This window comes from Tropicimonas sp. IMCC34043, from assembly GCF_003390845.1.
Classification (GTDB): domain Bacteria; phylum Pseudomonadota; class Alphaproteobacteria; order Rhodobacterales; family Rhodobacteraceae; genus Tropicimonas.
Map to the genome: position 1 here is coordinate 1094234 of NZ_QMEK01000001.1, position 19197 is coordinate 1113430.

General features: G+C 64.8%; 19 protein-coding genes. 10 read left to right on the forward strand and 9 right to left on the reverse strand.

Features of this window, described 5'->3' with window-relative positions:
* Positions 1-1152: a sodium ion-translocating decarboxylase subunit beta gene (locus DQG17_RS05090; protein WP_116131661.1), complete on the forward strand. Its 1152-nt coding sequence runs from the start codon at positions 1-3 to the stop codon at positions 1150-1152.
* A gap of 99 nt (positions 1153-1251) precedes the next feature.
* Here the strand turns inward: DQG17_RS05090 and DQG17_RS05095 are convergent, their stop codons facing one another.
* The 3 genes from DQG17_RS05095 to DQG17_RS05105 all read right to left on the reverse strand — a co-directional run bounded on the left by DQG17_RS05095 (position 1252) and on the right by DQG17_RS05105 (position 5637).
* A complete protein-coding gene (locus tag DQG17_RS05095) occupies positions 1252-2730 on the reverse strand; it encodes an NAD-dependent succinate-semialdehyde dehydrogenase (protein WP_255415634.1) in 1479 nt (492 codons plus the stop codon).
* Between the two features lie 125 nt (positions 2731-2855).
* Complete coding sequence (locus DQG17_RS05100) at positions 2856-4820, reverse strand: multiheme c-type cytochrome (protein WP_116131662.1); 1965 nt, start codon at positions 4818-4820, stop codon at positions 2856-2858.
* 88 nt (positions 4821-4908) lie between these two features.
* Positions 4909-5637: a Crp/Fnr family transcriptional regulator gene (locus DQG17_RS05105; RefSeq protein WP_116131663.1), complete on the reverse strand. Its 729-nt coding sequence runs from the start codon at positions 5635-5637 to the stop codon at positions 4909-4911.
* 476 nt (positions 5638-6113) lie between these two features.
* Here DQG17_RS05105 and DQG17_RS05110 point away from each other — a divergent pair, with 476 nt between their 5' ends.
* Entirely contained in the window at positions 6114-6608 is a 495-nt protein-coding gene (locus DQG17_RS05110; RefSeq protein WP_198666027.1) for a TrmO family methyltransferase, read from the forward strand.
* 156 nt (positions 6609-6764) lie between these two features.
* Positions 6765-7124, forward strand: coding sequence for a hypothetical protein (locus DQG17_RS05115; protein ID WP_116131664.1), 360 nt, complete (start codon positions 6765-6767; stop codon positions 7122-7124).
* Positions 7125-7178: 54 nt separating this feature from the next.
* On the opposite strand, the gene DQG17_RS05120 is transcribed toward DQG17_RS05115, so the two are convergent.
* Positions 7179-7970 carry an enoyl-CoA hydratase gene (locus DQG17_RS05120; protein WP_116131665.1) on the reverse strand — a complete coding sequence of 264 codons (792 nt, stop codon included), beginning with the start codon at positions 7968-7970 and terminating at the stop codon, positions 7179-7181.
* Positions 7971-8027: 57 nt separating this feature from the next.
* On the opposite strand from DQG17_RS05120, the gene DQG17_RS05125 reads away from it, so the two are divergent.
* On the forward strand, positions 8028-8468 hold the full coding sequence (locus DQG17_RS05125) for a PaaI family thioesterase (protein WP_116131666.1): 441 nt from the start codon (positions 8028-8030) through the stop codon (positions 8466-8468).
* Positions 8469-8507: 39 nt separating this feature from the next.
* Here DQG17_RS05125 and DQG17_RS05130 read toward each other — a convergent pair whose 3' ends face one another.
* Complete coding sequence (locus tag DQG17_RS05130; RefSeq protein WP_116131667.1) at positions 8508-8741, reverse strand: DUF1127 domain-containing protein; 234 nt, start codon at positions 8739-8741, stop codon at positions 8508-8510.
* A gap of 106 nt (positions 8742-8847) precedes the next feature.
* Here DQG17_RS05130 and DQG17_RS05135 point away from each other — a divergent pair, with 106 nt between their 5' ends.
* From DQG17_RS05135 to DQG17_RS05150, 4 genes are all read left to right on the forward strand, one after another.
* A complete protein-coding gene (locus DQG17_RS05135) occupies positions 8848-10227 on the forward strand; it encodes a PLP-dependent aminotransferase family protein (RefSeq protein ID WP_116131668.1) in 1380 nt (459 codons plus the stop codon).
* Between the two features lie 160 nt (positions 10228-10387).
* Positions 10388-10846, forward strand: coding sequence for a 50S ribosomal protein L13 (rplM, locus tag DQG17_RS05140; protein ID WP_116131669.1), 459 nt, complete (start codon positions 10388-10390; stop codon positions 10844-10846).
* 4 nt (positions 10847-10850) lie between these two features.
* Positions 10851-11342: a 30S ribosomal protein S9 gene (gene rpsI / locus DQG17_RS05145; RefSeq protein ID WP_116131670.1), complete on the forward strand. Its 492-nt coding sequence runs from the start codon at positions 10851-10853 to the stop codon at positions 11340-11342.
* Between the two features lie 267 nt (positions 11343-11609).
* Complete coding sequence (locus tag DQG17_RS05150) at positions 11610-12176, forward strand: VPLPA-CTERM sorting domain-containing protein (RefSeq protein ID WP_116131671.1); 567 nt, start codon at positions 11610-11612, stop codon at positions 12174-12176.
* 117 nt (positions 12177-12293) lie between these two features.
* On the opposite strand, the gene DQG17_RS05155 is transcribed toward DQG17_RS05150, so the two are convergent.
* Entirely contained in the window at positions 12294-14126 is a 1833-nt protein-coding gene (locus DQG17_RS05155) for an extracellular solute-binding protein (RefSeq protein ID WP_116131672.1), read from the reverse strand.
* A gap of 358 nt (positions 14127-14484) precedes the next feature.
* On the opposite strand from DQG17_RS05155, the gene DQG17_RS05160 reads away from it, so the two are divergent.
* Together DQG17_RS05160 and DQG17_RS05165 are read left to right on the forward strand one after the other, a co-directional pair.
* Positions 14485-15258, forward strand: coding sequence for a 3-hydroxybutyrate dehydrogenase (locus DQG17_RS05160; RefSeq protein WP_116131673.1), 774 nt, complete (start codon positions 14485-14487; stop codon positions 15256-15258).
* A gap of 101 nt (positions 15259-15359) precedes the next feature.
* Positions 15360-16409, forward strand: a complete 1050-nt coding sequence (locus tag DQG17_RS05165) for a patatin-like phospholipase family protein (protein ID WP_116131674.1) — start codon at positions 15360-15362, stop codon at positions 16407-16409.
* A 46-nt stretch (positions 16410-16455) separates the two neighbouring features.
* Here the strand turns inward: DQG17_RS05165 and DQG17_RS05170 are convergent, their stop codons facing one another.
* The 3 genes from DQG17_RS05170 to DQG17_RS05180 form a co-directional block, all read right to left on the reverse strand.
* A complete protein-coding gene (locus DQG17_RS05170) occupies positions 16456-17166 on the reverse strand; it encodes a DUF502 domain-containing protein (RefSeq protein ID WP_232829327.1) in 711 nt (236 codons plus the stop codon).
* A gap of 138 nt (positions 17167-17304) precedes the next feature.
* Positions 17305-18243 (reverse strand): pseudouridine-5'-phosphate glycosidase, encoded by a 939-nt coding sequence (locus DQG17_RS05175; protein ID WP_116131676.1) that lies wholly within the window; start codon positions 18241-18243, stop codon positions 17305-17307.
* Entirely contained in the window at positions 18240-19175 is a 936-nt protein-coding gene (locus DQG17_RS05180) for a PfkB family carbohydrate kinase (RefSeq protein ID WP_116131677.1), read from the reverse strand. The genes DQG17_RS05175 and DQG17_RS05180 overlap by 4 nt, the downstream gene beginning before the upstream one ends.
* Between the last annotated feature and the right edge of the window lie 22 nt (positions 19176-19197).

Below are 19197 nucleotides of genomic sequence, written 5' to 3' on the forward strand. Positions count from 1 at the left end.
ATGGAAGGCACCATCACGGAACCCTCCAAGCTCCTGCAGCTCTGGAATCTGACCGCCATCAACGATGTAACACTGCAGATGATGGTGATGTGGGTGGTTATCGCCCTGCTGCTGTATCTTGGGGTCTTTAAGAAGTTCGAACCGCTGCTGCTGATCCCGATCGCGTTCGGTGCGCTGCTTGCGAACCTTCCGACCGAAGGTCTGGTCAACCCGCCAATGGGCGAGGAGAGCGGCGGGCTTTACTACTATATCTCCATGGGCGTGAAGCTTGAGATCTTTCCGCCCCTGATCTTCCTCGGAGTGGGAGCGCTGACCGACTTCGGTCCGCTGATCGCCAACCCGCGCACGCTGCTGCTTGGCGCCGCGGCCCAGTTCGGGGTCTTCGCGACGTTCCTCGGCGCGAACCTGCTCGGCTTCTCGCCGATGGAAGCGGGGGCAATCGGCATCATCGGCGGCGCCGACGGTCCGACCTCGATCTTCCTTGCGAACAAGCTCGCGCCGCATCTGCTCGCCCCCATCGCCGTGGCGGCCTACAGCTACATGGCGCTGGTTCCGATGCTGCAACCGCCGATCATGCGCGCCCTGACGACCGAAAAAGAGCGCAAGATCCGCATGAAATCGCTGCGGCAGGTATCGCGGCTTGAAAAGCTGATCTTCTGCGGCATGGTCACGATCGTTGTGATCCTGCTGGTCCCGGCAGCCTCGGCGTTGATCGGCATGCTGATGCTGGGCAACTTCCTGCGCGAAAGCCTTGTCACCGAGCGCCTGACCAAGGCGGCCCAGAACGAGGTCGTCAACGTGGTGACGATCTTCCTTGGCACCTCGGTCGGCATCACGATGACCGGCGAGCGGTTCCTGAATGCGCAGACGATCGAGATCCTTGGACTTGGCGTCGTTGCCTTTGGCGTCGCCACGGCAGCCGGGGTCTTGATGGCAAAGGTCATGAACGTGTTCAGCAAGAACAAGATCAACCCGTTGATCGGTTCGGCCGGGGTCTCGGCCGTGCCCATGGCAGCACGGGTCAGCCAGGTCGAAGGCCAGCGCGCAGACCCGGGCAACTTTCTGCTGATGCACGCCATGGGTCCGAACGTGGCAGGCGTGATCGGCACCGCGGTCGTCGCCGGGTATTTCATCGCCTGGTACGCCAACTAGATCTGAACGTTGCACAAAATGAAACGCGGGGGGCTGCAAGGCCCCCCGCGTTTTGCGTTCTGCGGGTCGGTCGCGGCGACCCGGAACCGACCGCCCCGATCAGGCCCCTGTCGCAGGCGTTATCCCACCCATGCACAGGTATTTCAGCTCCATGAACTCGTCGAGCCCGTGGCGAGATCCCTCGCGGCCGAGGCCGGACAGCTTCACGCCGCCGAAGGGCACCTCGGCGGTCGAGATGAGCCCTGTGTTGATGCCGACCATGCCATAGTCGAGCGCCTCGCCGACGCGCCAGACCCGCGCCAGATCGCGGGAATAGAAATAGGCGGCGAGGCCGAATTCGGTGTCGTTGGCGGCTTTTACCGCCTCGGCCTCGGTCTCGAACCGGAACAGCGGCGCGACGGGGCCAAAGGTCTCTTCACTGGCCACAGCCATGTCCGCGGTAACCCCGGTCAGGATCGTCGGTTCAAAGAAGGTGCCGCCAAGCGCATGACGATGCCCGCCCATGGCCACCTGCGCCCCCTTGGCCTTGGCGTCGGCGATATGCTCTTCGACCTTCGCCACGGCCTTGTCGTCGATCAGCGGGCCGAAGGTGACGCCTTCGTCGAACCCATTGCCGGTGCGCAACTCGGCCAGCCGTGCCGACAGGCGTTCGGCAAAGGCGTCATAGACCCCGGACTGGATATAGATCCGGTTGGCGCAGACGCAGGTCTGGCCATTGTTGCGGAACTTCGCGATCAGCGCGCCGTCGACGGCGGCATCGAGGTCGGCATCGTCAAAGACGATGAAGGGCGCATTGCCGCCCAGCTCCAGCCCCAGTTTCTTGATCGTCGGCGCGCATTGGGCATAGAGCATCGCGCCCACCTCGGTCGAGCCGGTGAAGGTCAGCTTGCGTACCAGCGGATTGGCCGTCATCTCGCCGCCGATGTCGCCGGCCGAACCGGTCAGGACCGAAAACAGCCCGGCGGGAATGCCGGCGCGTTCGGCCAGAACCGCAAGTGCCAGCGCCGAAAGCGGGGTCTGCGAGGCGGGTTTCAGAACCATCGCGCAGCCCGCGGCCAGCGCCGGACCGGCCTTGCGGGTGATCATGGCATTGGGGAAGTTCCAGGGCGTGATCGCGGCGACGACCCCGATCGGCTGCGAAATCACCACCAGCCGCTTGTCGGCCATGTGGCCCGGGATGGTCTCGCCATAGGCGCGGCGGGCTTCCTCGGCGAACCATTCGATGAAGCTGGCGCCATAGGCGATCTCGCCCTTCGCCTCGGGCAGCGGCTTGCCCTGTTCGGCGGTCAGGATGCGGCCGAGGTCATCCTGGTTCTCCATCATCAACTCGAACCAGCGGCGCAGGATCGCCGAGCGTTCCTTGGCCGTGCGGGCAGCCCAGGGGTGGCGTGCGACCTCGGCGGCGGCGATCGCCTCGCGGGTCTCGGTGGCGCCAAGCCTTGGCACATGGGCCAACACCTTGCCGGTCGCGGGATCGGTGACCGCGATTCCGGTGCCCGGGTCGGCTTCGATCCAGCGCCCGGCGACATAGGCCGCATGGCGCAGCAGGCTTGGATCCTTCAGGGGCAGGTCGGTCATTGCGGCAATCCTCTCTGGTCAGGTGCTTTGGCCGCCCGGCATCGGCGCGGACGGCTTCCTCGGCCACAGATGGCACCGGACGCGGCGGGGTTCAACGCATCTCGCCGCACGGAAACGCCCCGGCTTCAACGAAGCTGGCCTTGCAACTGCAACAGGCCGGGATCGTTCGGGTTTGCCGCCAGTCCCTCGGCCAGGGCGGCGCGCGCCGCCGGGGCGCCGCCCGCGATCATCTGGAGCCGCACGACCATCGACCAGGCCTGCGTCAACTGGGGGTCGAGCCGCACCGCCTCGTGAAAGGCCGTCAGCGCGCCCTGCAGGTCGCGGTCGGTCAGCGCGATGCCGCCAAGCACCATCTGGGCCTCGGGAAAGTCGAGTTGACTCGACAGCGAGGTCTGCCATTCGGCCATCGCCGCCGCCAGTGCCGCGGTCTCGTCCGCCGGAACGTCGGCGGGCGGGACGGTCAGCATCTCGCGCGCCGCGGCAATCCTTACGCTGCGCATCGGATCGACCAGCAGCGGGGCCAGCCGCGGCGCGCGATCCTTGGGCGGGGCAGCGCGCTGCACCCCGGCGGCATTCGCCCGCACCAGCGGATCCGGGTCGCGCAGCAAGGGTGCCATCCGTGCCGCAGTTTCGGCCGTCGCCGAGGCCGCCAGCATCTCGAGCGCGGTGGCGCGCACGATGCCGGGCTGTGCCGCGGTCGTGGCGATCTCGGCCAGGCCCGCATCGGCGCGCGGGTCGCCCTGTTCGGCGGCGTGGAAGGTGGTGGCAAAGCTTGCGCCGCGGTGGATCGGGTCGGGGAACCGCTTTTCGATCTCGGCCGCCGCCCAATAGGGGCCTTCGGTGGCATGGCAATCGGTGCAGGCGTTCGGCGCCCCGGTCGCGATCGTCAGGTCGGGCCGCGGGATCCGGAACGAATGGTCGCGCCGCCCGTCGATGCCCATATAGGTGCGCTTGATCATGTGGCAGGAAACGCATTGCGCGCCCTCGCTGCCCTGCTCGTGAAAGTGATGCTCGGGCGTGTCGTAATCGGCCAGCCGGAGCGATGGGAACCGGGGGTTGCCGGCGGGCGAGTGGCAAGCGAGGCAGATGCCGTTGCCCTCGGCATAGCGCTGGCCGCTGTGCACGTCGTGGCAATCCGAACAGCGCACCCCGTTCGCGTTCATCTTTGACTGAAGGAACGAGCCGTAAACGTATACTTCGTCGCGAATTTGTCCGTCCGGCCAGTAGAGCGGGTTGCGCAAGGTCGAGAGCCGGTAGGCGTCGTGATAGGGGGTGCCGGGCAGCGGCGAGCCCTCCTCGAGGATGCCGCGGCGGGAATGGCAGCCGGCACATTGCTGGATCTGGGTCTCGGCAGTCCCGCTGGCGTAATCTATGGTCAGCCCGGTCGGAGACAGCACCGCCCAGTCCCAGCCTTCGGGCCGGACCACGTCGCCTGCACCTGTGCCGCCGGCCTCTGCCCAGGCCAGATGCGCGGCACCGGGACCGTGACACGCCTCGCAGCCGACGCCGATCTCGGACTGGGTGCTGTGATAGGCGCGAGTCGCAGGATCGTAGTTGCGCTTGAAATCCGTCGAATGGCATTCGGCGCAGCGGTTGTTCCAGGTCTTGTAGGGGCCGGTCCAGTGAAAGGCGTCCGAGGCCGGCAAATGCTGGTCGGGATACATGTGATACCAGCGATCGAGCTTGGTATCCCAGGGGATGTCGAAGCTCTGGTATCTGCCGGGTTCGGTCTCGACGAAATACTGCTGCAGCGGGGTGATGCCGATCACGCCCGCCACGGGCCATTTCGTGATCTTCCCGTCGGGTCCGTCGCTTTCGATGTAGGATGTGTCGCCCTCGCGCGTGAACCGCGTGGTCACACCGCGATGGCTGAAGGTTACATCGTTGAAATCGCCAAGGATATTGTCGGGTGTCGGCTCGGTCCAGGCAAGGTCGTGGTGCGATCCGGTCCAGGCCTCGGCCTCGGCGGTGTGGCAGGCAACGCAGGCGTCTGTCCCGACATAGGCCGGAACAGGTACGTCGGCCGCCGCGGCCGATCCGACAGCCGCGAACACCCAGAGGGCAATGAGGGTGCAACTTGGGCGATTCATGGCTTTGTCCGGATTGCTGGAATTGACCGACCATAGCGTCCGGGTGGCCCGGGTCACACCGGATTTTCTTCGGCCGGATATTCTGTGACTAGCGGTTGCATCGGGCGATCAGCCCGGCTCGGTCGTTGACGCGGATCTTGCCATATCCGACCTCGATGCAGCCCGTTGCCACCAGGTTCCGCAACGCCCGCTGCAGCGTCGGCAGCGAGACGGCGATCAGATCGGCGAGGGCTTCCTGATTGAGGGGGATCCAGTCGCCGTCAGAGCCGGCAATTTCGTCGTAATGCAGCAGCCGCATTGCAAGGCGGCGTTCCGACCCGCGGATCGTCAGATTGACCAGAAGCCGAACCGCGGTAACCCAGTTTCGACGCGACAGCGCATAGAGGTCGTCATGGAGCGTCGGATTCGACTCGACGACCCGGACAAGGTCGTCGCGCGTCAAGTGCAGCGCCACGGTCGGCTGGGTGGTCACCAGAGAGATCAGCCGCGGGCCACCGGAGAGGCTGGTCATTTCGCCGATCCAGTAGCCGGGTTCGGTGCGATGAAGCCAGACAGCCTCGCCGCCGCCGTCCGGCGCCAGAATCCGCAGGCCCCCGGTCACGAAGCCGTAAAGCCCGTCGGGTTCATCGCCGATCCGGAAAACCGCCTCGTGCGACGGATATCGCCGCAATTGCATGTCATGAAGCAGAAGTTTCTGTACCGCAGGCGCACATTCCGCCAGCCATCCGGTGCGACTGAGAAAGTCGCGCGCCTCGGCCAGATGCAACTCGCCCGGAGAGGTATCGGGGGACTCGGAACCAATCGGCGTGTCATTCATCCAATCCACCTCACCGTAATCCGCACGGACAAATCTGCGACGGGTTAAATCCAGCCAGATCGATGATAGCGCACTATCACGAACCTTAAAGCCGCAAGAACCGCCGCCGGCCGATTTTCCAGCGATCTGCAATTAGACATAGCCGAATGGAAGGACTTTCGAAAGCGGGTAGTCCGTTGCTTTGGAAGCAAAAACTGCCTATGCGCGAGTTTCCGTTGCGGCAAGAATCCATTTATGCACACATATAACGCAATTTTTCGGGAAGACCGTGTTCGGCAAACCGGCGGGCCTGAGGATGGCGTGGCTTTTGCGGAGGGTTTGGCTTTCCGGGATCGCGCGGGATGTTGGGCGATTGACGGGGGCGATCCTGCACCGGGGCTGTGACAGAGCCATTCCGATCGGCCGGGGAATTCGTCCCATGGTGCCATGGGGGCCGCAAGTCTAGGATCTCGGTAATGCAACAATTGAGGTGTTTGATGGACACGACCCATATCCCCGAGATCCGTGAGGGGGAAGAAACCCTCGATTTCGCACCGGCTCAGGACGCCAGCGTCACCTTCATCGGCCGGATCCGTTCGCCCTGGGGGCCGGGAAACTGCCCCAGAAACATTGCAGGCGCCCGCGAGGACGGGCGCGGCGCCACAATCGAACTGGCGCCGGGCTATGTACGCGGGCTTGGCGGTCTTGCGGTGGGGCAGGGGTTGCTGGTGCTCTACTGGATGAATCACGCCCGGCGCGACCTGATCGTGCAGGCCCCGGGCCATGTCAGCGCGCCGCGCGGCACCTTCGCCCTGCGCTCGCCCAACCGGCCCAATCCGATCACCTTGTCGGCGGTGACAATCACCGCGATCGATGCCGCAGCCGGCCGGGTTGAAATCGACGCCATCGATTGCTTCGATGGCACGCCGGTGGTCGACTTGAAGCCCTGGTTGCCCGGCATCGACATCCCCGCCGGCGCCGCAATACCCTGACGTAACGGGGGCATCCGGCCAAGGCGACGTGGCGGAAATGACTCAGTTATCCACAATCTCTGCAACGATTCGCCGGGTCGCTTCGTCTGCGAATCGGCCTCGGGTAATCTGGCTTAACAAAAGGTTTCCGCGCGAAAGCGGACGAGAGAGGCAGCGATGACCGAGCAGTTCAAATCCGTTCCGGCGCGGCCGGGGCGCGGGGGTCATCCCCGAACGATGATCCTGACCTTTGCCGCCGGGCGGCAGATCCGCACCACGCGAGGAGAAATCCGCGCCGACGAGTTGCAGCCCGGCGACCGGCTGCTGTCGGGTCAAAGCGGCGGCATGACCGTTTTTTCGGCCACGGAATGCGACGATTTCGGTCCCGCGGGGCATCGCGCCGTGGTCCGGGTGATCGTGGGCCAGCCCGTCGGATCGAGCGTGCCGGAAAAGGCGGTTCCGGTGGCGGGCCGGGTGTCGCCCCACGACGGACGTCTGCACCTGTCGGCGCCGGCGTCCGGCATTCGCCCGCACTGACGTGTGCCCGGGGGCGGCCGGTGGCATGCGAGACTGTCGCCAACCGGAAACCAGTCACTCGGCCCAGTCGGGCTTTCGCTTTTCCAGAAACGCCGCGATGCCCTCGTCCGTGTCGCGCCACAGCATGTTCTCGGTCATCACCGTCGCGGCATGGGCATAGGCATCGTCGAGGTCCATGTCGATCTGGTCGTAAAACGCCCGCTTGCCGATCTTGACCGCGGCGCCAAGCTTGCCCGCAACGACATCTGCAAGCGCCCGGGTCCGGTCGGTCAGGTCCTCGGCGGGGACGACGTGGTTCACGAGCCCGATCTGTTCGGCGCGCGCCGCGTCGATAAAGCCGCCGGTGGTCAGCATTTCGAAGGCATGTTTGCGCGGCACATTGCGGGACAGCGCCACCATGGGGGTGGAGCAGAACAGCCCGATATTGACGCCGTTGACGCCAAATCGCGTGCCCTCTGCCGCCACCGCCATGTCGCAGGACGCCACAAGCTGGCAGCCCGCGGCCGTGGCGATCCCGTGAACCTCGGCGATGACAGGCTGGGGCAGGCGGGTCAGCCCCGACATTACCGCCGCACACCGGGCGAAGAGATCGGCGAAATAGTCTGCCCCCCGATCCTCGGCCTGACGGCCGGCCTGCATCTCGCGCAGGTCATGGCCGGCGCAGAACGCCTTGCCCGCCCCGCGCAGAATCACCACCCGGATATCGCGATCCGCTGAAAGTGCCACGATCTGACGGGTCATCGCGGCAAGCATGTCGTCGGACAGCGCGTTCAGCGCCGCGGGCCGGTTCAGTGTCAGTTCCGCAACGTAATTACGATCCTGACGCAAAAGAATGTCGTCTTCCATGGCCTCCCCCTTCGATGCTGCGGCAGCTTATCGAAATCGGACGGAAAGGAAATATGCATGACCCTGGCGATGGATGGCACGGCCCTGGCACAGTTCATGGAGCGGGAATTTCCCCAGCTTGCGGCCGATTTCGTCATCGAACGGCTGGCGGAACAGGGGCTGTTGCTGCGGCTGAGGGTCGAAGATCGCCACCTCAGGCCCGGCGGCACGGTTTCGGGGCCGTCGATGTTTGCGCTGGCCGATTGCGCCTTTTACCTGACGATCCTGGCCCGGGTCGGGCCCGAGGCGCTGGCCGTGACGACGAGTTGCGCCATCGACTTTCTGCGCAGACCCGAGGCAGGGCGGGATCTGTTGTGCGAGACGCGGCTGCTGAAGCTCGGGCGCGCTCTGGTCGTGGGTGACGCGCTGATCTTTTCCGAAGGCGACGAGGCCGCGCCGGTCGCCCGCGCCAGCCTGACCTATTCGCGACCGCCACGGCGCGAGGCCGCGGCGGGATAGGCGAGCGGTGCCGCCATCAGGGAGCCGGCGGGGTGCCTGCTAGATGCGCCAGAACGGCAGCGAGGATTCCGTGCGTGCCATTTCGGGACTGATCCCGACATCGCGCAACTGGTGCGGCGTCAGATGCGACAACGCAATTCGCGAGCGGCGGCGCTGGTCCCATGTGGCAAGAATCACCGCAAGTCGCAGGGCCAGCGCGGCCGCGGGCGGCAACGGTTTCAGGCCAAGCAGGTGCTCGATCTGGCGGGCAGGGGAGGTGCGAAGCTGCTCCATGGGGTGTTCCAACATTGTATTGACACAAGCGCGCATTGTGCGCAATAAATTGATACATTCCAAAATGTGCCCGGTCTAGGAAAGTATTGTGCTCGATACAAAGTGGATGGAAGACCTGCAGCTTGAAGGCGGGACAAAATACAAGGTCCTGGCCGACCGGCTTGAGGCGGCAATCGAAGATGGCACGCTGACGGTGGGCGACCGGCTTCCGCCGGTGCGGGAACTTGCCTGGCAGATCGGTATCACGCCCGGCACCGTGGCGCGCGCCTATGCGCTGCTGACCGATGCCGGACGGCTCGAAGCGGTGGTTGGCCGCGGCACCTTTGTCGCCGCCAGGCGCAGGCCCGTGGTCGACGATGTCTGGCAGCGTCCGGTGCCGCCCGAGGAAACCGGCAGCGTCAACCTCTACAGTCCGCGGTTGCCCGACATGGGGCAGGTGGCCGCCATCCGCCGGGCGTTCGAGGCGGTCGCCCGGGGCCCCGAGTGCGATCTGACCGAATACCCCACCCGCGACGGGTTTCGCCCGGCGCGCGAGGCGGTCGTTACCTGGCTGTCCGATGTCATGCTGGGGCGGGTCGACGAACAGGACGTGGTGCTGGCGCATGGCGGCCAGAACGCCATTTCGCTGGTGCTGCAGGCGGCCGTGCGGGCGCCGCGCCCGGTGATCCTGGTCGAAGATCTCAGCTATGCCGGGTTCCGCCGTGCGGCCGAGATGCTGCGGATCGAGGTGGCGGGCGTTCCCTCGGACGCTGACGGCATCATCCCGGAGGAACTGGAGCGGATCGCCCGGCGCACGGGGGCAAGCCTTTTGTGCACCTCGCCCGAGGTCCACAACCCCACCGGCTGCCACACGCCGATGCCGCGGCGCCAGGCGCTGGCGGCCATTTGCAAGGACGCAGGCGTGCAGATCCTCGAGGACGACTGCTATCGCATCGGGCCCGCCCGGGCGCCCAGCTATCGCGCGCTCTGGCCGGAGGGGGGCTGGTATGTCTCGTCGATTTCCAAGACCATAACGCCTGCCCTGCGCATCGGTTTCGCGATTGCCGCCGAGGGCCACACCGGCGCGTTGCGCCGCGCCGCCGAATACGGATTTTTCGGGCTTGCCCGGCCGTTGGCCGAGGTTGCCCGCATCGTGATGAGCGATCCCGAGACCAAGGCCACGGTGGTGCGGGTCAGCGCCCGGTTGCAGGAATACATCCAGGCTGCGGTCAACATCCTCGGGCGCTATGACCTGCGCTGGAATGCCGATGTTCCGTTCCTGTGGCTCGCGCTGCCGCTGGGCTGGCGGGCGTCCGATTTCACCCTGGCGGCAGAGCGGGTCGGGGTCCAGTTGCGTTCGGCCGAGGAATTCGCGCTGCGCGAGGGCCGCGCACCCCATGCCGTGCGGATCGCCGTGAACGGCCGCATCCCGCTTGCCCGGTTCGAGGAGGCGATGGGCCGGCTGCGCGACCTGCTGGACGATCCGCCCTGCCGAATGTCCGTCTGATTTTTGGGGTATCATTATACCCAAATTGCAAGGCATTGAAATTACAATGCTAAATGCCGCTTAACCGGCTTGACTGCGCGCCGCAAATCCTTAGAAACACGCCATCAAACATGCCGGGTGCGCCCGTCGCCCCGAATTTGTCATTACAAGAGCAACAAACATGAAGACCTACACCGCTACTCCGGCGGAGATCGACAAGAAATGGATCCTGATCGACGCCGACGGCATCGTTCTGGGCCGTTTGGCCTCGATCATCGCATCTCGCCTGCGCGGCAAGCACAAGGCGACTTTCACCCCGCATATGGACATGGGCGACAATGTCATCGTGATCAACGCCGACAAGGTACAGATCACCGGCAACAAGCGCACCGAGAAGAACTACTGGCACACTGGCTATCCGGGCGGCATCAAGTTCCGCACCACCGGACAGATCCTCGATGGCAAGTATCCCGAGCGGGTGCTCACCCAGGCAGTCAAGCGCATGCTTCCCGGCAACCGGTTGAGCCGCCAGCAGATGACCAATCTGCGCGTCTACGCCGGGACCGCACATCCGCACGAGGCACAGCAGCCTGAAGTGCTCGATGTGAAGTCCATGAACAAGAAGAACACCCGGATCTGAGGACATGGTCGAAGAAATCAAAACGCTCTCCGAGCTGAACACGGTCGCCGATGCAAGCGTCGTCGCCGTGATCGAACTCGAGGCCCCGCGGGAACCTCAGCGCGACGAACTTGGTCGCTCCTATGCCACCGGCAAGCGCAAGGACGCGGTTGCCCGGGTCTGGATCCGCCCCGGTTCGGGCAAGGTGGTCGTGAACGGCAAGGAAATGGCCGTCTACTTCGCCCGCCCCGTGCAGCAGCTCATCCTGCGTCAGCCGTTCCAGGTTGCCGGTGTCGAAGACCAGTTCGACGTCATCGCCACCGTCAAGGGTGGTGGACTTTCGGGTCAGGCCGGTGCGGTCAAGCACGGCATCTCGAAGGCGCTGCAGCTTTACGATCCCAGCCTGCGTGCACCGCTGAAGGCCGCGGGCTTCCTGACCCGCGACTCCCGCGTCGTGGAACGCAAGAAGTTTGGCCGCCGCAAGGCACGCCGCAGCTTCCAGTTCTCGAAGCGCTGATCGCTTCGGCTTCGGCCGGGCCTTCCAGTTCAGGATCAAAGACCGAAAGGGACCGCTTTTGCGGTCCCTTTCCTTTTGGGCCAACGCCCTAGACCTCTGGGCACGACGGGCACGGCGCGCCGGAGACCGGCGACCGCTGCCGCCGCAGAGGACTCCGTCGCCTCGCGAGACCGTTATTAACTACCATTAAGAATTTTGTTGTAGGCGCACAAAGTCCATGCTATTGCAACGAACTGTAGAACAAGTTCCTCATTTTAGTGAGATATCATGTACAAAGTACCCTTCGTTGCTCTTGCCATCGGACTTGCATTGAGTGTTCCCGCTTCCGCCCTTTCGACTCTGGTGGAAAGTAACGTGAGCGGAAACGATTGCTCCGGCGTTTTGGGGAAATTCCCGACGTGCAGCTATGATGGCGCCGATGCGCTGATCAAGCTGGAACCAGGAGACGACAAAAAAGGAACGGAGTTCAATTCCTCTTTCGGTACGCTCGACGGCTCGGAATTCGAGATCGAGGAGACCGGCAAGGGGACCGGGTCGTTTCGCTATACCCCCGGCGAAGGCGACCCGATCTTGAGCTATATTGCGGTCAAGGGTGGCAAGGGCTTCAACCTCTTTTCAATCACGGGGTTCGATGGCGTTGCCTATTCGGGCGAGTGGTTCACCCCGGTCAAGAATGTGGGTCAAACGTCGAACAAGCATTACGAGCTGTCGCACATGACCTTCTTCGGCGCGTCTGTTCCGGTGGCGCCTGTGCCGCTTCCGGCAGGCATCGTGCTGATGGCCTCGGCCCTCGGTGCCCTCGGGATCGCCCGCGGCCGCCGCAAGGCCGCCTGAACGCTGGCAGCGGCCCCCGGCCGACGGCCTACGTTGCATCTGCCAAGGGCCGCGACGCCGGGACAGACCCGCTGCCAGGACGGTGCCAGAGAGATCTGGCACCGTTTTTTCGTGGGCTCAGTCCTCGTACCACCAGACGTCGGGCTGGAACCCGTCCCAGTCGCCATAGATCTGGGTGTGACGCTCGGGGTACCGATAGGGGAGCCAGTGGGCGATTCGGCCGACCGGCGAGTACCACACCGGGATGACATAGCGCCCGGTCGTCAGCACCCGGTCGAGCGCGTGGACCGCCGACGTGAAGTCTTCCTTGTCCTTGCTGTTCAGCATGGTGTCGATCATCGCCTCGGCGGCGGGGCTGTCCATGCCCATCCAGTTGAGGGTGCCGGGGGCGTCGACGCCATCGTGACCCCAATAGAGCATCTGCTCGTTGCCGGGGCTCAGCGACATGGTCCGGACGTAGAACGCCATGTCAAAGTCATAGTCGCCGGTACGCTGCTGATACTGGGCTGAATCGACCGTCACCAGATTGGCGGTCACGCCGATCCGTTTGAGTTGTTCGGAATAAAGCTCGGCGATGCTGTCGGCGGAGGGCACCAGAGAATTCCCGCCCGAGCGCAACAGGATGTCGAAGGCAAGCGGCTCGCCGTCGGCGTTCTGCATTATACCATCGGGCTGCACCTGCCATCCGGCGTCGGCCAGCAGTTTCAATGCGGCGCGCACATTCTTGCGGTTGGCCGCCGAGCCGTCCGAGACCGGCAGGTCATAGCCGTCGAGCGCGCCCGGCAGCAGCGTGTCGGCATAGGGTTCAAGCAACTCGCGCACCCGTCCCGTCGCCGGCCCGTGATCCATCGACAGATCCGAGTTGGAGAAATACGAGGTAATGCGCGGTTCGGTGCCGCCGGTCAGTGCGGCATTGATGAATTCGAAGTTGAAGGCGTGGATCAACGCGTCGCGCACCCGCCAATCGTCGAATGGCGCGCGGCGGGTATTCATCACCAGTCCGCGAATCCCCGATGGCCGCTGGTTGGGGATTGTCGACAGCACCACATCGCCGGATTTGACGGCGGGAAAGTTGTAGGACGAAAACCATTTGCTGAGATTCGATTCGCGATAGGACGACAGGGCGCCGGCGCGAAACGCCTCGAAGGCGACGCCGGCATCGCCATACCATTCGTACCGTATCTCGTCGAAATTGTGCTGGCCGCGGTTGAACGGCAGATCGACGCCCCACCAGTCGGGATTCTTCTTCAGCGTCATGTAGCGGCCGTATTCGAAATCACCGATCCCGTAGGGGCCGGAGCCGATTGGCGCGACATCCGAAACCTCGTCGAACGGCCGGCCGCCGAAATCCTGTTTTTTCATGATCGGACGCAGCCCGAGAATCAGCGGCAATTCACGGTCTTCAACGTTGAAATTGAAGCGCACCGAGCGCGGCCCGGTCTGTTCGACCGAGGCGACCTTTTTCCAGGCGCCCTGATAGCGGGGGTGGCCGTCGGTGCCGAGCGTTTCCATCGACCAGATCACGTCTTCGACAGTCACCGGCGAGCCGTCCGAGAATCGGGCCTCGGGGCGCAGGGAGAATTCTACCCATTCTCGATTCGGGCCGGTCTCGACCGTTTCGGCCAGAAGCCCGTAAAGCGTGAAAGGTTCATCCCAGCTTCGGCCCATAAGCGTCTCGTACCCATACATACGCTGGCCAAAGACCGAGCGGCCCTTGAGGATGAAGGGGTTGAGGCTGTCAAAGCTGCCGATCTCGGGAAGCACGATTCGCCCGCCCTTCGGTGCATCTGCATTGACATAGGGCAAAGACACAAAATCCGGTGGCAGGGCCGGGTCCCCATACATAGCTATGCCATGCGCGGGATCGGCGGCAACGGATCCCGCGCAGGGAATCATGGTTGCGACGGCAAGTGTCAGGGCACGGCAGACAGGGTGAAAACCACGTAGCATTCTGGCAACAATCCTTCTTCGCCGTTGATTTGCTCGGCCGAACCGTAGTCGTCGATGTCAACCATTTCAAACTTTTAACTTGGCGGCGGCAGTGCCAACGCGTATAAAGACCTTACTGCTCGATAGGTTTCTTGCCTGTATGAAACCTGCCTCAATGACTTGACGCCCGCCTTGTGCGGGCGTTTTTTTTGGCAAGAGTTCAGGCGGGCGCCGATCCATTCCGCGCCCCTGCGACCAACCGAAGCGCATACCGGAAGAAACCGGCGCCGGATCCTGCCCGCGGCATCGCGCAATCTTCATGACGCTGTAGAAGCCCCTATCTAGGATGGACGTCGAAACATCATCGAGGAAGCACGACATGTCGCTCAAAGGTAAGACCGCGATCATCACCGGATCGAATTCCGGCATCGGCCTGGGGATCGCCTGGGAAATGGCCCGCGCCGGCGCCCATGTGGTGCTGAACTCTTTCACGGACAACGACGAGGACCATGCCCTGGCCGAAAAGATCGCCAAGGAAACCGGCACCGAGGCGAAGTACATTCAGGCCGACATGTCCAAGGGCGACCAATGCCGGGCACTGATCGAAAAGGCCGGTGTCTGCGATATTCTGGTCAACAATGCGGGCATCCAGCACGTGGCGCCGATCGATCAGTTTCCGGTGGCGAAATGGGATGCGATCATCGCCATCAACCTGACCTCGGCCTTTCACACCACCGCTGTGGCGCTGCCGATGATGCGCAAGGCGGGCTGGGGCCGGGTGGTCAACATCGCCTCGGCGCACGGGCTGACCGCCTCGCCCTTCAAGTCGGCCTATGTCTCGGCCAAGCACGGGCTTGTCGGCATGACCAAGGTGGTGGCCCTCGAGACGGCCGAAGAGCCGATCACGGCCAATGCGATCTGTCCGGGCTATGTGCTGACACCGCTGGTCGAGGCGCAGATCCCCGACACGATGAAAGAATACAAGATGTCCCGCGAGGAGGTCATTCGCAACGTGCTGCTGGAACGCCAGCCCAGCAAGCAGTTCGCGACCGTCGAGCAACTGGGCGGTGTTGTCGAGTTTCTCTGCTCGTCGGCGGCCGACCAGATCACCGGGACGACGATCAGCGTCGATGGCGGCTGGACGGCACTCTGAGCGCGCGAGGATAGTACAGGGGGCGGGGGCCAGCCCCCGTCCCGGGCCGGGGCCCGGGACTCCCCCGGGATATTTTCGAACAGAAGAAGGCTGGGGCGAGCATGGGCGTGAAGCGGATCAATCTGGCCCTGCAGGGCGGCGGCGCCCATGGTGCCTTCACCTGGGGCGTGCTTGACCGGCTGCTCGAGGACGAGGACATCGAGATCGCCGGGATCTCGGGCACCTCGGCGGGGGCGCTGAATGCGGCGGCACTGAAGGCGGGGCTGGTGGCCGAGGGTCAGGACCACAACCGGGCCATGGCGCGGGCCAATCTGGACTGGCTTTGGCAGCAGGTTGCGGGGGTGCAGGACCTGCGCCTGACCAGCTGGTTTGCGCCCTTCGCGCCGCCGACGCAGGTCTATGTCGAGATGCTCGACAAATCGCCCGCCATGCTGATGGCCGATGCGGCCAGCCTGGTCGTCAGTCCCTATTCCTATGGTCCGTTCTACCGCAATCCGCTGGAGCGCATTGTCAGCGCCTTTGCCTTCGATCGGGTCTGCGCCCATCGCGGGCCGGCGCTGTATATCTCGGCCACCAACGTGCGCACCGGAAAGATCCGGGTCTTCGGGGGCGCAGAGATCTCGACCGATGTCATCCTGGCTTCGGGCTGTCTGCCCTCGGTCTTCCAGGCGATCGAGTTCGAGGATCCGGCGACCGGGCAGGTGGAGGCGTTCTGGGACGGCGGCTATACCGGCAATCCGGCGATCTTTCCGCTATTCTGCGAGGGTCTGCCGCCCGATGTCGTGATCATCAACATCAACCCGTTGTTTCGCCCGGACGTGCCGAAGCTTGCAGCTGAAATAAATAATCGGGTCAACGAGATAAGCTTCAACTCTTCACTGTTGAGTGAACTTCGTGCGATCCAGTTCGTGCGCGAGCTGATCGCCGACGGCCGGATCGGCCGCGGTGAAATGCGCGACGTCCTGGTCCACATGATCGCCGACGACGAGCTGATGCGGGAGCTGAGCGTTTCGACCAAGATGGTGCCGTCGCCGGTGATCCTGACCCGATTGAAGGCCGCGGGCCGCGCCGCGGCCGATGGCTTCCTGCAGGCGCACAAGGACGATCTGAACCAGCGCGGTTCGGTCGACCTGAAGGCGCTGTTCGGCTAGGCCCACAGGCCCGTTGCCGATCAAGCCGGGCAAGTGCGCCCGGAGCTTAGCCGTGGGCGCGGTCCTGCGACGCCGTGGTGTCTGGTGCCGGTTCGGGCCGGGGGGTGGCTGCAAGCGCTGCCGCGCGGTCGCTGGGATAGACGAGACCTGCCGAGATCACGAGCTTTGCCGCGTCCTCGACCGTCATGTCGAGATAGACCAGTTCGTTCTCCGGAACGAACAGCAGGAAGCCCGAGGTCGGGTTGGGTGTGGTCGGAAGGAACACCGACATCACCGGCACGTCGTTTTCGATCTGGCGGCGGATCTCGCCCTTGGCCGAGGTCGAGACGAAGGCGATGGCCCAGAGCCCGGGGCGCGGGTATTGCACGAGGCAGGCGCGGTCGAAATTGCTTTCGGTCTGGGCGAAGACGGTCTCGGCCAGCTGCTTCACGCCGTTGTAGATCGACCGCACGATCGGCATCCGGTCGACCTGACGTTCGCCCCAGGCGATCAGCGACCGGCCGATCACCCCCTTGGCAATCCAGCCGATGACCACGGTGAACCCGAGGAAGAAGACAACGCCGACGCCGCGGACGTTGATCGTGGTGTCCTCGCCGAAGACCTCCTTGATATAGGTCTCGGGCTGGTAGGCTGCCGGTACGAAGGGCAGCACAAAGGCATCGACCCAGCCGACCACGGTCCAGATCAGCCAGACCGTCAGCCCGACCGGCGCGATGACGACAAGTCCGGTCAGGAACGAGGCCCTGAGGTTGGCCATGATCCCTGGCCCACGGCGCGGGCTTTGGCCGGACGTATCGGGGGGAAGGAGGTTCTTCGAGCGCTTATGTGACATGATGTTGGGGATGCAGACCGGTTTCTGGCTAGCTATTCAGCGGGCCGGCGTTGCGCAAGTCTGTCAAGCGCTTTGCCGTGTGTTTCGGGACTGCGCGGCGATTTCGGTGGCGATTGCCGCCGCAAGCCGCGCATTGTTGAGGACGAGTGCGATATTGGTGGCAAGCGACTGGCCCTCGGTCAGCTCGAAGATCCGGTTCAGCAGGAAGGGCGTGACCGCCTTGGCGGCGATCCCCTGGGCTTCGGCCTCGTTCTGGGCGCGGGCAATGATCGGGGCGAGCGTGCGGGGCGCAATCTCGTCCTCGACCGGCACCGGGTTGGCGACAAGCTGCCCCCCCGGCAGACCAAGGGCCGCGCGCATCCGGTGGGCCGCGGCGATCTCGGCCGCAGAGTCGAGCCGCAGCGGCGCGCGCAGGCCAGAATCGCGCGACCAGAAGGCCGGCAGCGTATCCTGACCGAATGCGATGACCGGCACGCCGAGGGTTTCGAGAACTTCGAGCGTCTTTGGCAGATCGAGGATCGCCTTGGCGCCGGCGGCAACCACCGTGACCGGCGAGGCGGCCAGTTCCTGCAGGTCGGCCGAGATGTCAAAGCTGTGTTCCGCGCCCTTGTGCACGCCGCCGACGCCGCCGGTCGCAAAGACCTCGATGCCGGCGAGGCGGGCGGCGATCATGGTCGCGGCAACCGTCGTCGCGCCGGTCCCGCCGGTGGCGAGGCAGACCGCAAAATCGGCGCGGCTGAGCTTTGCAACATTCTCGGCCCTGGCGAGGGCTTCCAGCGCTGCATCGGACAGCCCGACATGCAGCTTGCCCGCGATGACCGCAATGGTGGCCGGGACGGCGCCACTGGCGCGCACCTCGGCTTCGACCGCCCGCGCGGTGTCGAGGTTCTGTGGCCAGGGCATGCCATGGGTGATGATGGTGCTTTCAAGCGCCACCAGCGGCTGGCCATCGCGGCGGGCGGCCGCGACCTCGGGCGAGAAGACAAGGGGCAGGGTGGTCATTTGGCGGTTTCCTTCGGGATAGGGCCGGTGGCAAGGGCCGCAGCCGCCGACCCCGCCGCAACATAGGCCGCCGTGATCCCGAGTGCAGCCTCGAGTGCGAAGATCCCCGCGAGACCGCGGCTTTCGGCTGCGATATGGGCGGCCATGAAGGTGTCGCCGGCGCCGGTGACCCGGGCGACGACCACCGGTGGGGGCGTGGCGCTGAGGACGCCATCAGGCGTCGCATGGGCAAGCGGGGCTGCGCCGTCGGTGACGATCACCCGTCGTGCGCCCTGCGCGACGAGCGCCAGCGCGGCCTGTTCGGCCGAGGCAAAGGTGGTGCCACAGATCAGACCGGCCTCGATTGCGTTCACATAGACGGTGGCGCGGGGATGCGGCAGCAGCGGCAACAGGCGCCGCGCCTTGCCGGGCGAAGCCGGCGCGATGCGCAGATCGGCCTGCGCAAACAGCGGGTTGCCGGCAATGTCTGTCAACAGCGCGGTCGTCAGATTGCCGTCGAGCGCGATCATGCCGGGAAAGGGCGCGGCATCGCTGCCAAGCCGACCGTCGGCGAGCGGCGCCAGGATCTGCGCGCCCGCGTGTTCCAGCGACCGGGCATCGGCGACGGCCGCGACCAGCCCGCCTGCGCCCTCGATTGCCATGTAGCTGTCCGTCGGCAGGCTGTCCGACCAGGTTACGAAGCCGGTGTCGAGCCCAAGGGACTCGGCCTGCGCGGCAAGCGCGCGGCCTTCCTCGTCGGTGCCGAGCAGGGTCAAAAGGGCCGGGCGCAGCCCCTCGCGCGCCAGCGCCATGGCGATGTTCATGGCCACCCCGCCGGGCGTCCTGGTGATCTGGCCCGGGACGTCGTGACCTATGTCCATGCGCCGGTCGGTCCGACCGATCGTGTCCCACAGGGCCGATCCGATACAAAGAATGTCGGGCACATATGTCATGACAACCTTCTGGGGCGATCCG

Coding starts and splice junctions, on each gene's coding strand:
- DQG17_RS05090 (WP_116131661.1), top strand. CDS start 1: ATGGAAGGCACCATCACGGAACCCTCCAAGCTCCTGCAGCTCTGGAAT.
- DQG17_RS05095 (WP_255415634.1), bottom strand. CDS start 2,730: ATGACCGACCTGCCCCTGAAGGATCCAAGCCTGCTGCGCCATGCGGCC.
- DQG17_RS05100 (WP_116131662.1), bottom strand. CDS start 4,820: ATGAATCGCCCAAGTTGCACCCTCATTGCCCTCTGGGTGTTCGCGGCT.
- DQG17_RS05105 (WP_116131663.1), bottom strand. CDS start 5,637: ATGAATGACACGCCGATTGGTTCCGAGTCCCCCGATACCTCTCCGGGC.
- DQG17_RS05110 (WP_198666027.1), top strand. CDS start 6,114: ATGGACACGACCCATATCCCCGAGATCCGTGAGGGGGAAGAAACCCTC.
- DQG17_RS05115 (WP_116131664.1), top strand. CDS start 6,765: ATGACCGAGCAGTTCAAATCCGTTCCGGCGCGGCCGGGGCGCGGGGGT.
- DQG17_RS05120 (WP_116131665.1), bottom strand. CDS start 7,970: ATGGAAGACGACATTCTTTTGCGTCAGGATCGTAATTACGTTGCGGAA.
- DQG17_RS05125 (WP_116131666.1), top strand. CDS start 8,028: ATGACCCTGGCGATGGATGGCACGGCCCTGGCACAGTTCATGGAGCGG.
- DQG17_RS05130 (WP_116131667.1), bottom strand. CDS start 8,741: ATGGAGCAGCTTCGCACCTCCCCTGCCCGCCAGATCGAGCACCTGCTT.
- DQG17_RS05135 (WP_116131668.1), top strand. CDS start 8,848: ATGGAAGACCTGCAGCTTGAAGGCGGGACAAAATACAAGGTCCTGGCC.
- rplM (WP_116131669.1), top strand. CDS start 10,388: ATGAAGACCTACACCGCTACTCCGGCGGAGATCGACAAGAAATGGATC.
- rpsI (WP_116131670.1), top strand. CDS start 10,851: ATGGTCGAAGAAATCAAAACGCTCTCCGAGCTGAACACGGTCGCCGAT.
- DQG17_RS05150 (WP_116131671.1), top strand. CDS start 11,610: ATGTACAAAGTACCCTTCGTTGCTCTTGCCATCGGACTTGCATTGAGT.
- DQG17_RS05155 (WP_116131672.1), bottom strand. CDS start 14,126: ATGCTACGTGGTTTTCACCCTGTCTGCCGTGCCCTGACACTTGCCGTC.
- DQG17_RS05160 (WP_116131673.1), top strand. CDS start 14,485: ATGTCGCTCAAAGGTAAGACCGCGATCATCACCGGATCGAATTCCGGC.
- DQG17_RS05165 (WP_116131674.1), top strand. CDS start 15,360: ATGGGCGTGAAGCGGATCAATCTGGCCCTGCAGGGCGGCGGCGCCCAT.
- DQG17_RS05170 (WP_232829327.1), bottom strand. CDS start 17,166: ATGGCCAACCTCAGGGCCTCGTTCCTGACCGGACTTGTCGTCATCGCG.
- DQG17_RS05175 (WP_116131676.1), bottom strand. CDS start 18,243: ATGACCACCCTGCCCCTTGTCTTCTCGCCCGAGGTCGCGGCCGCCCGC.
- DQG17_RS05180 (WP_116131677.1), bottom strand. CDS start 19,175: ATGACATATGTGCCCGACATTCTTTGTATCGGATCGGCCCTGTGGGAC.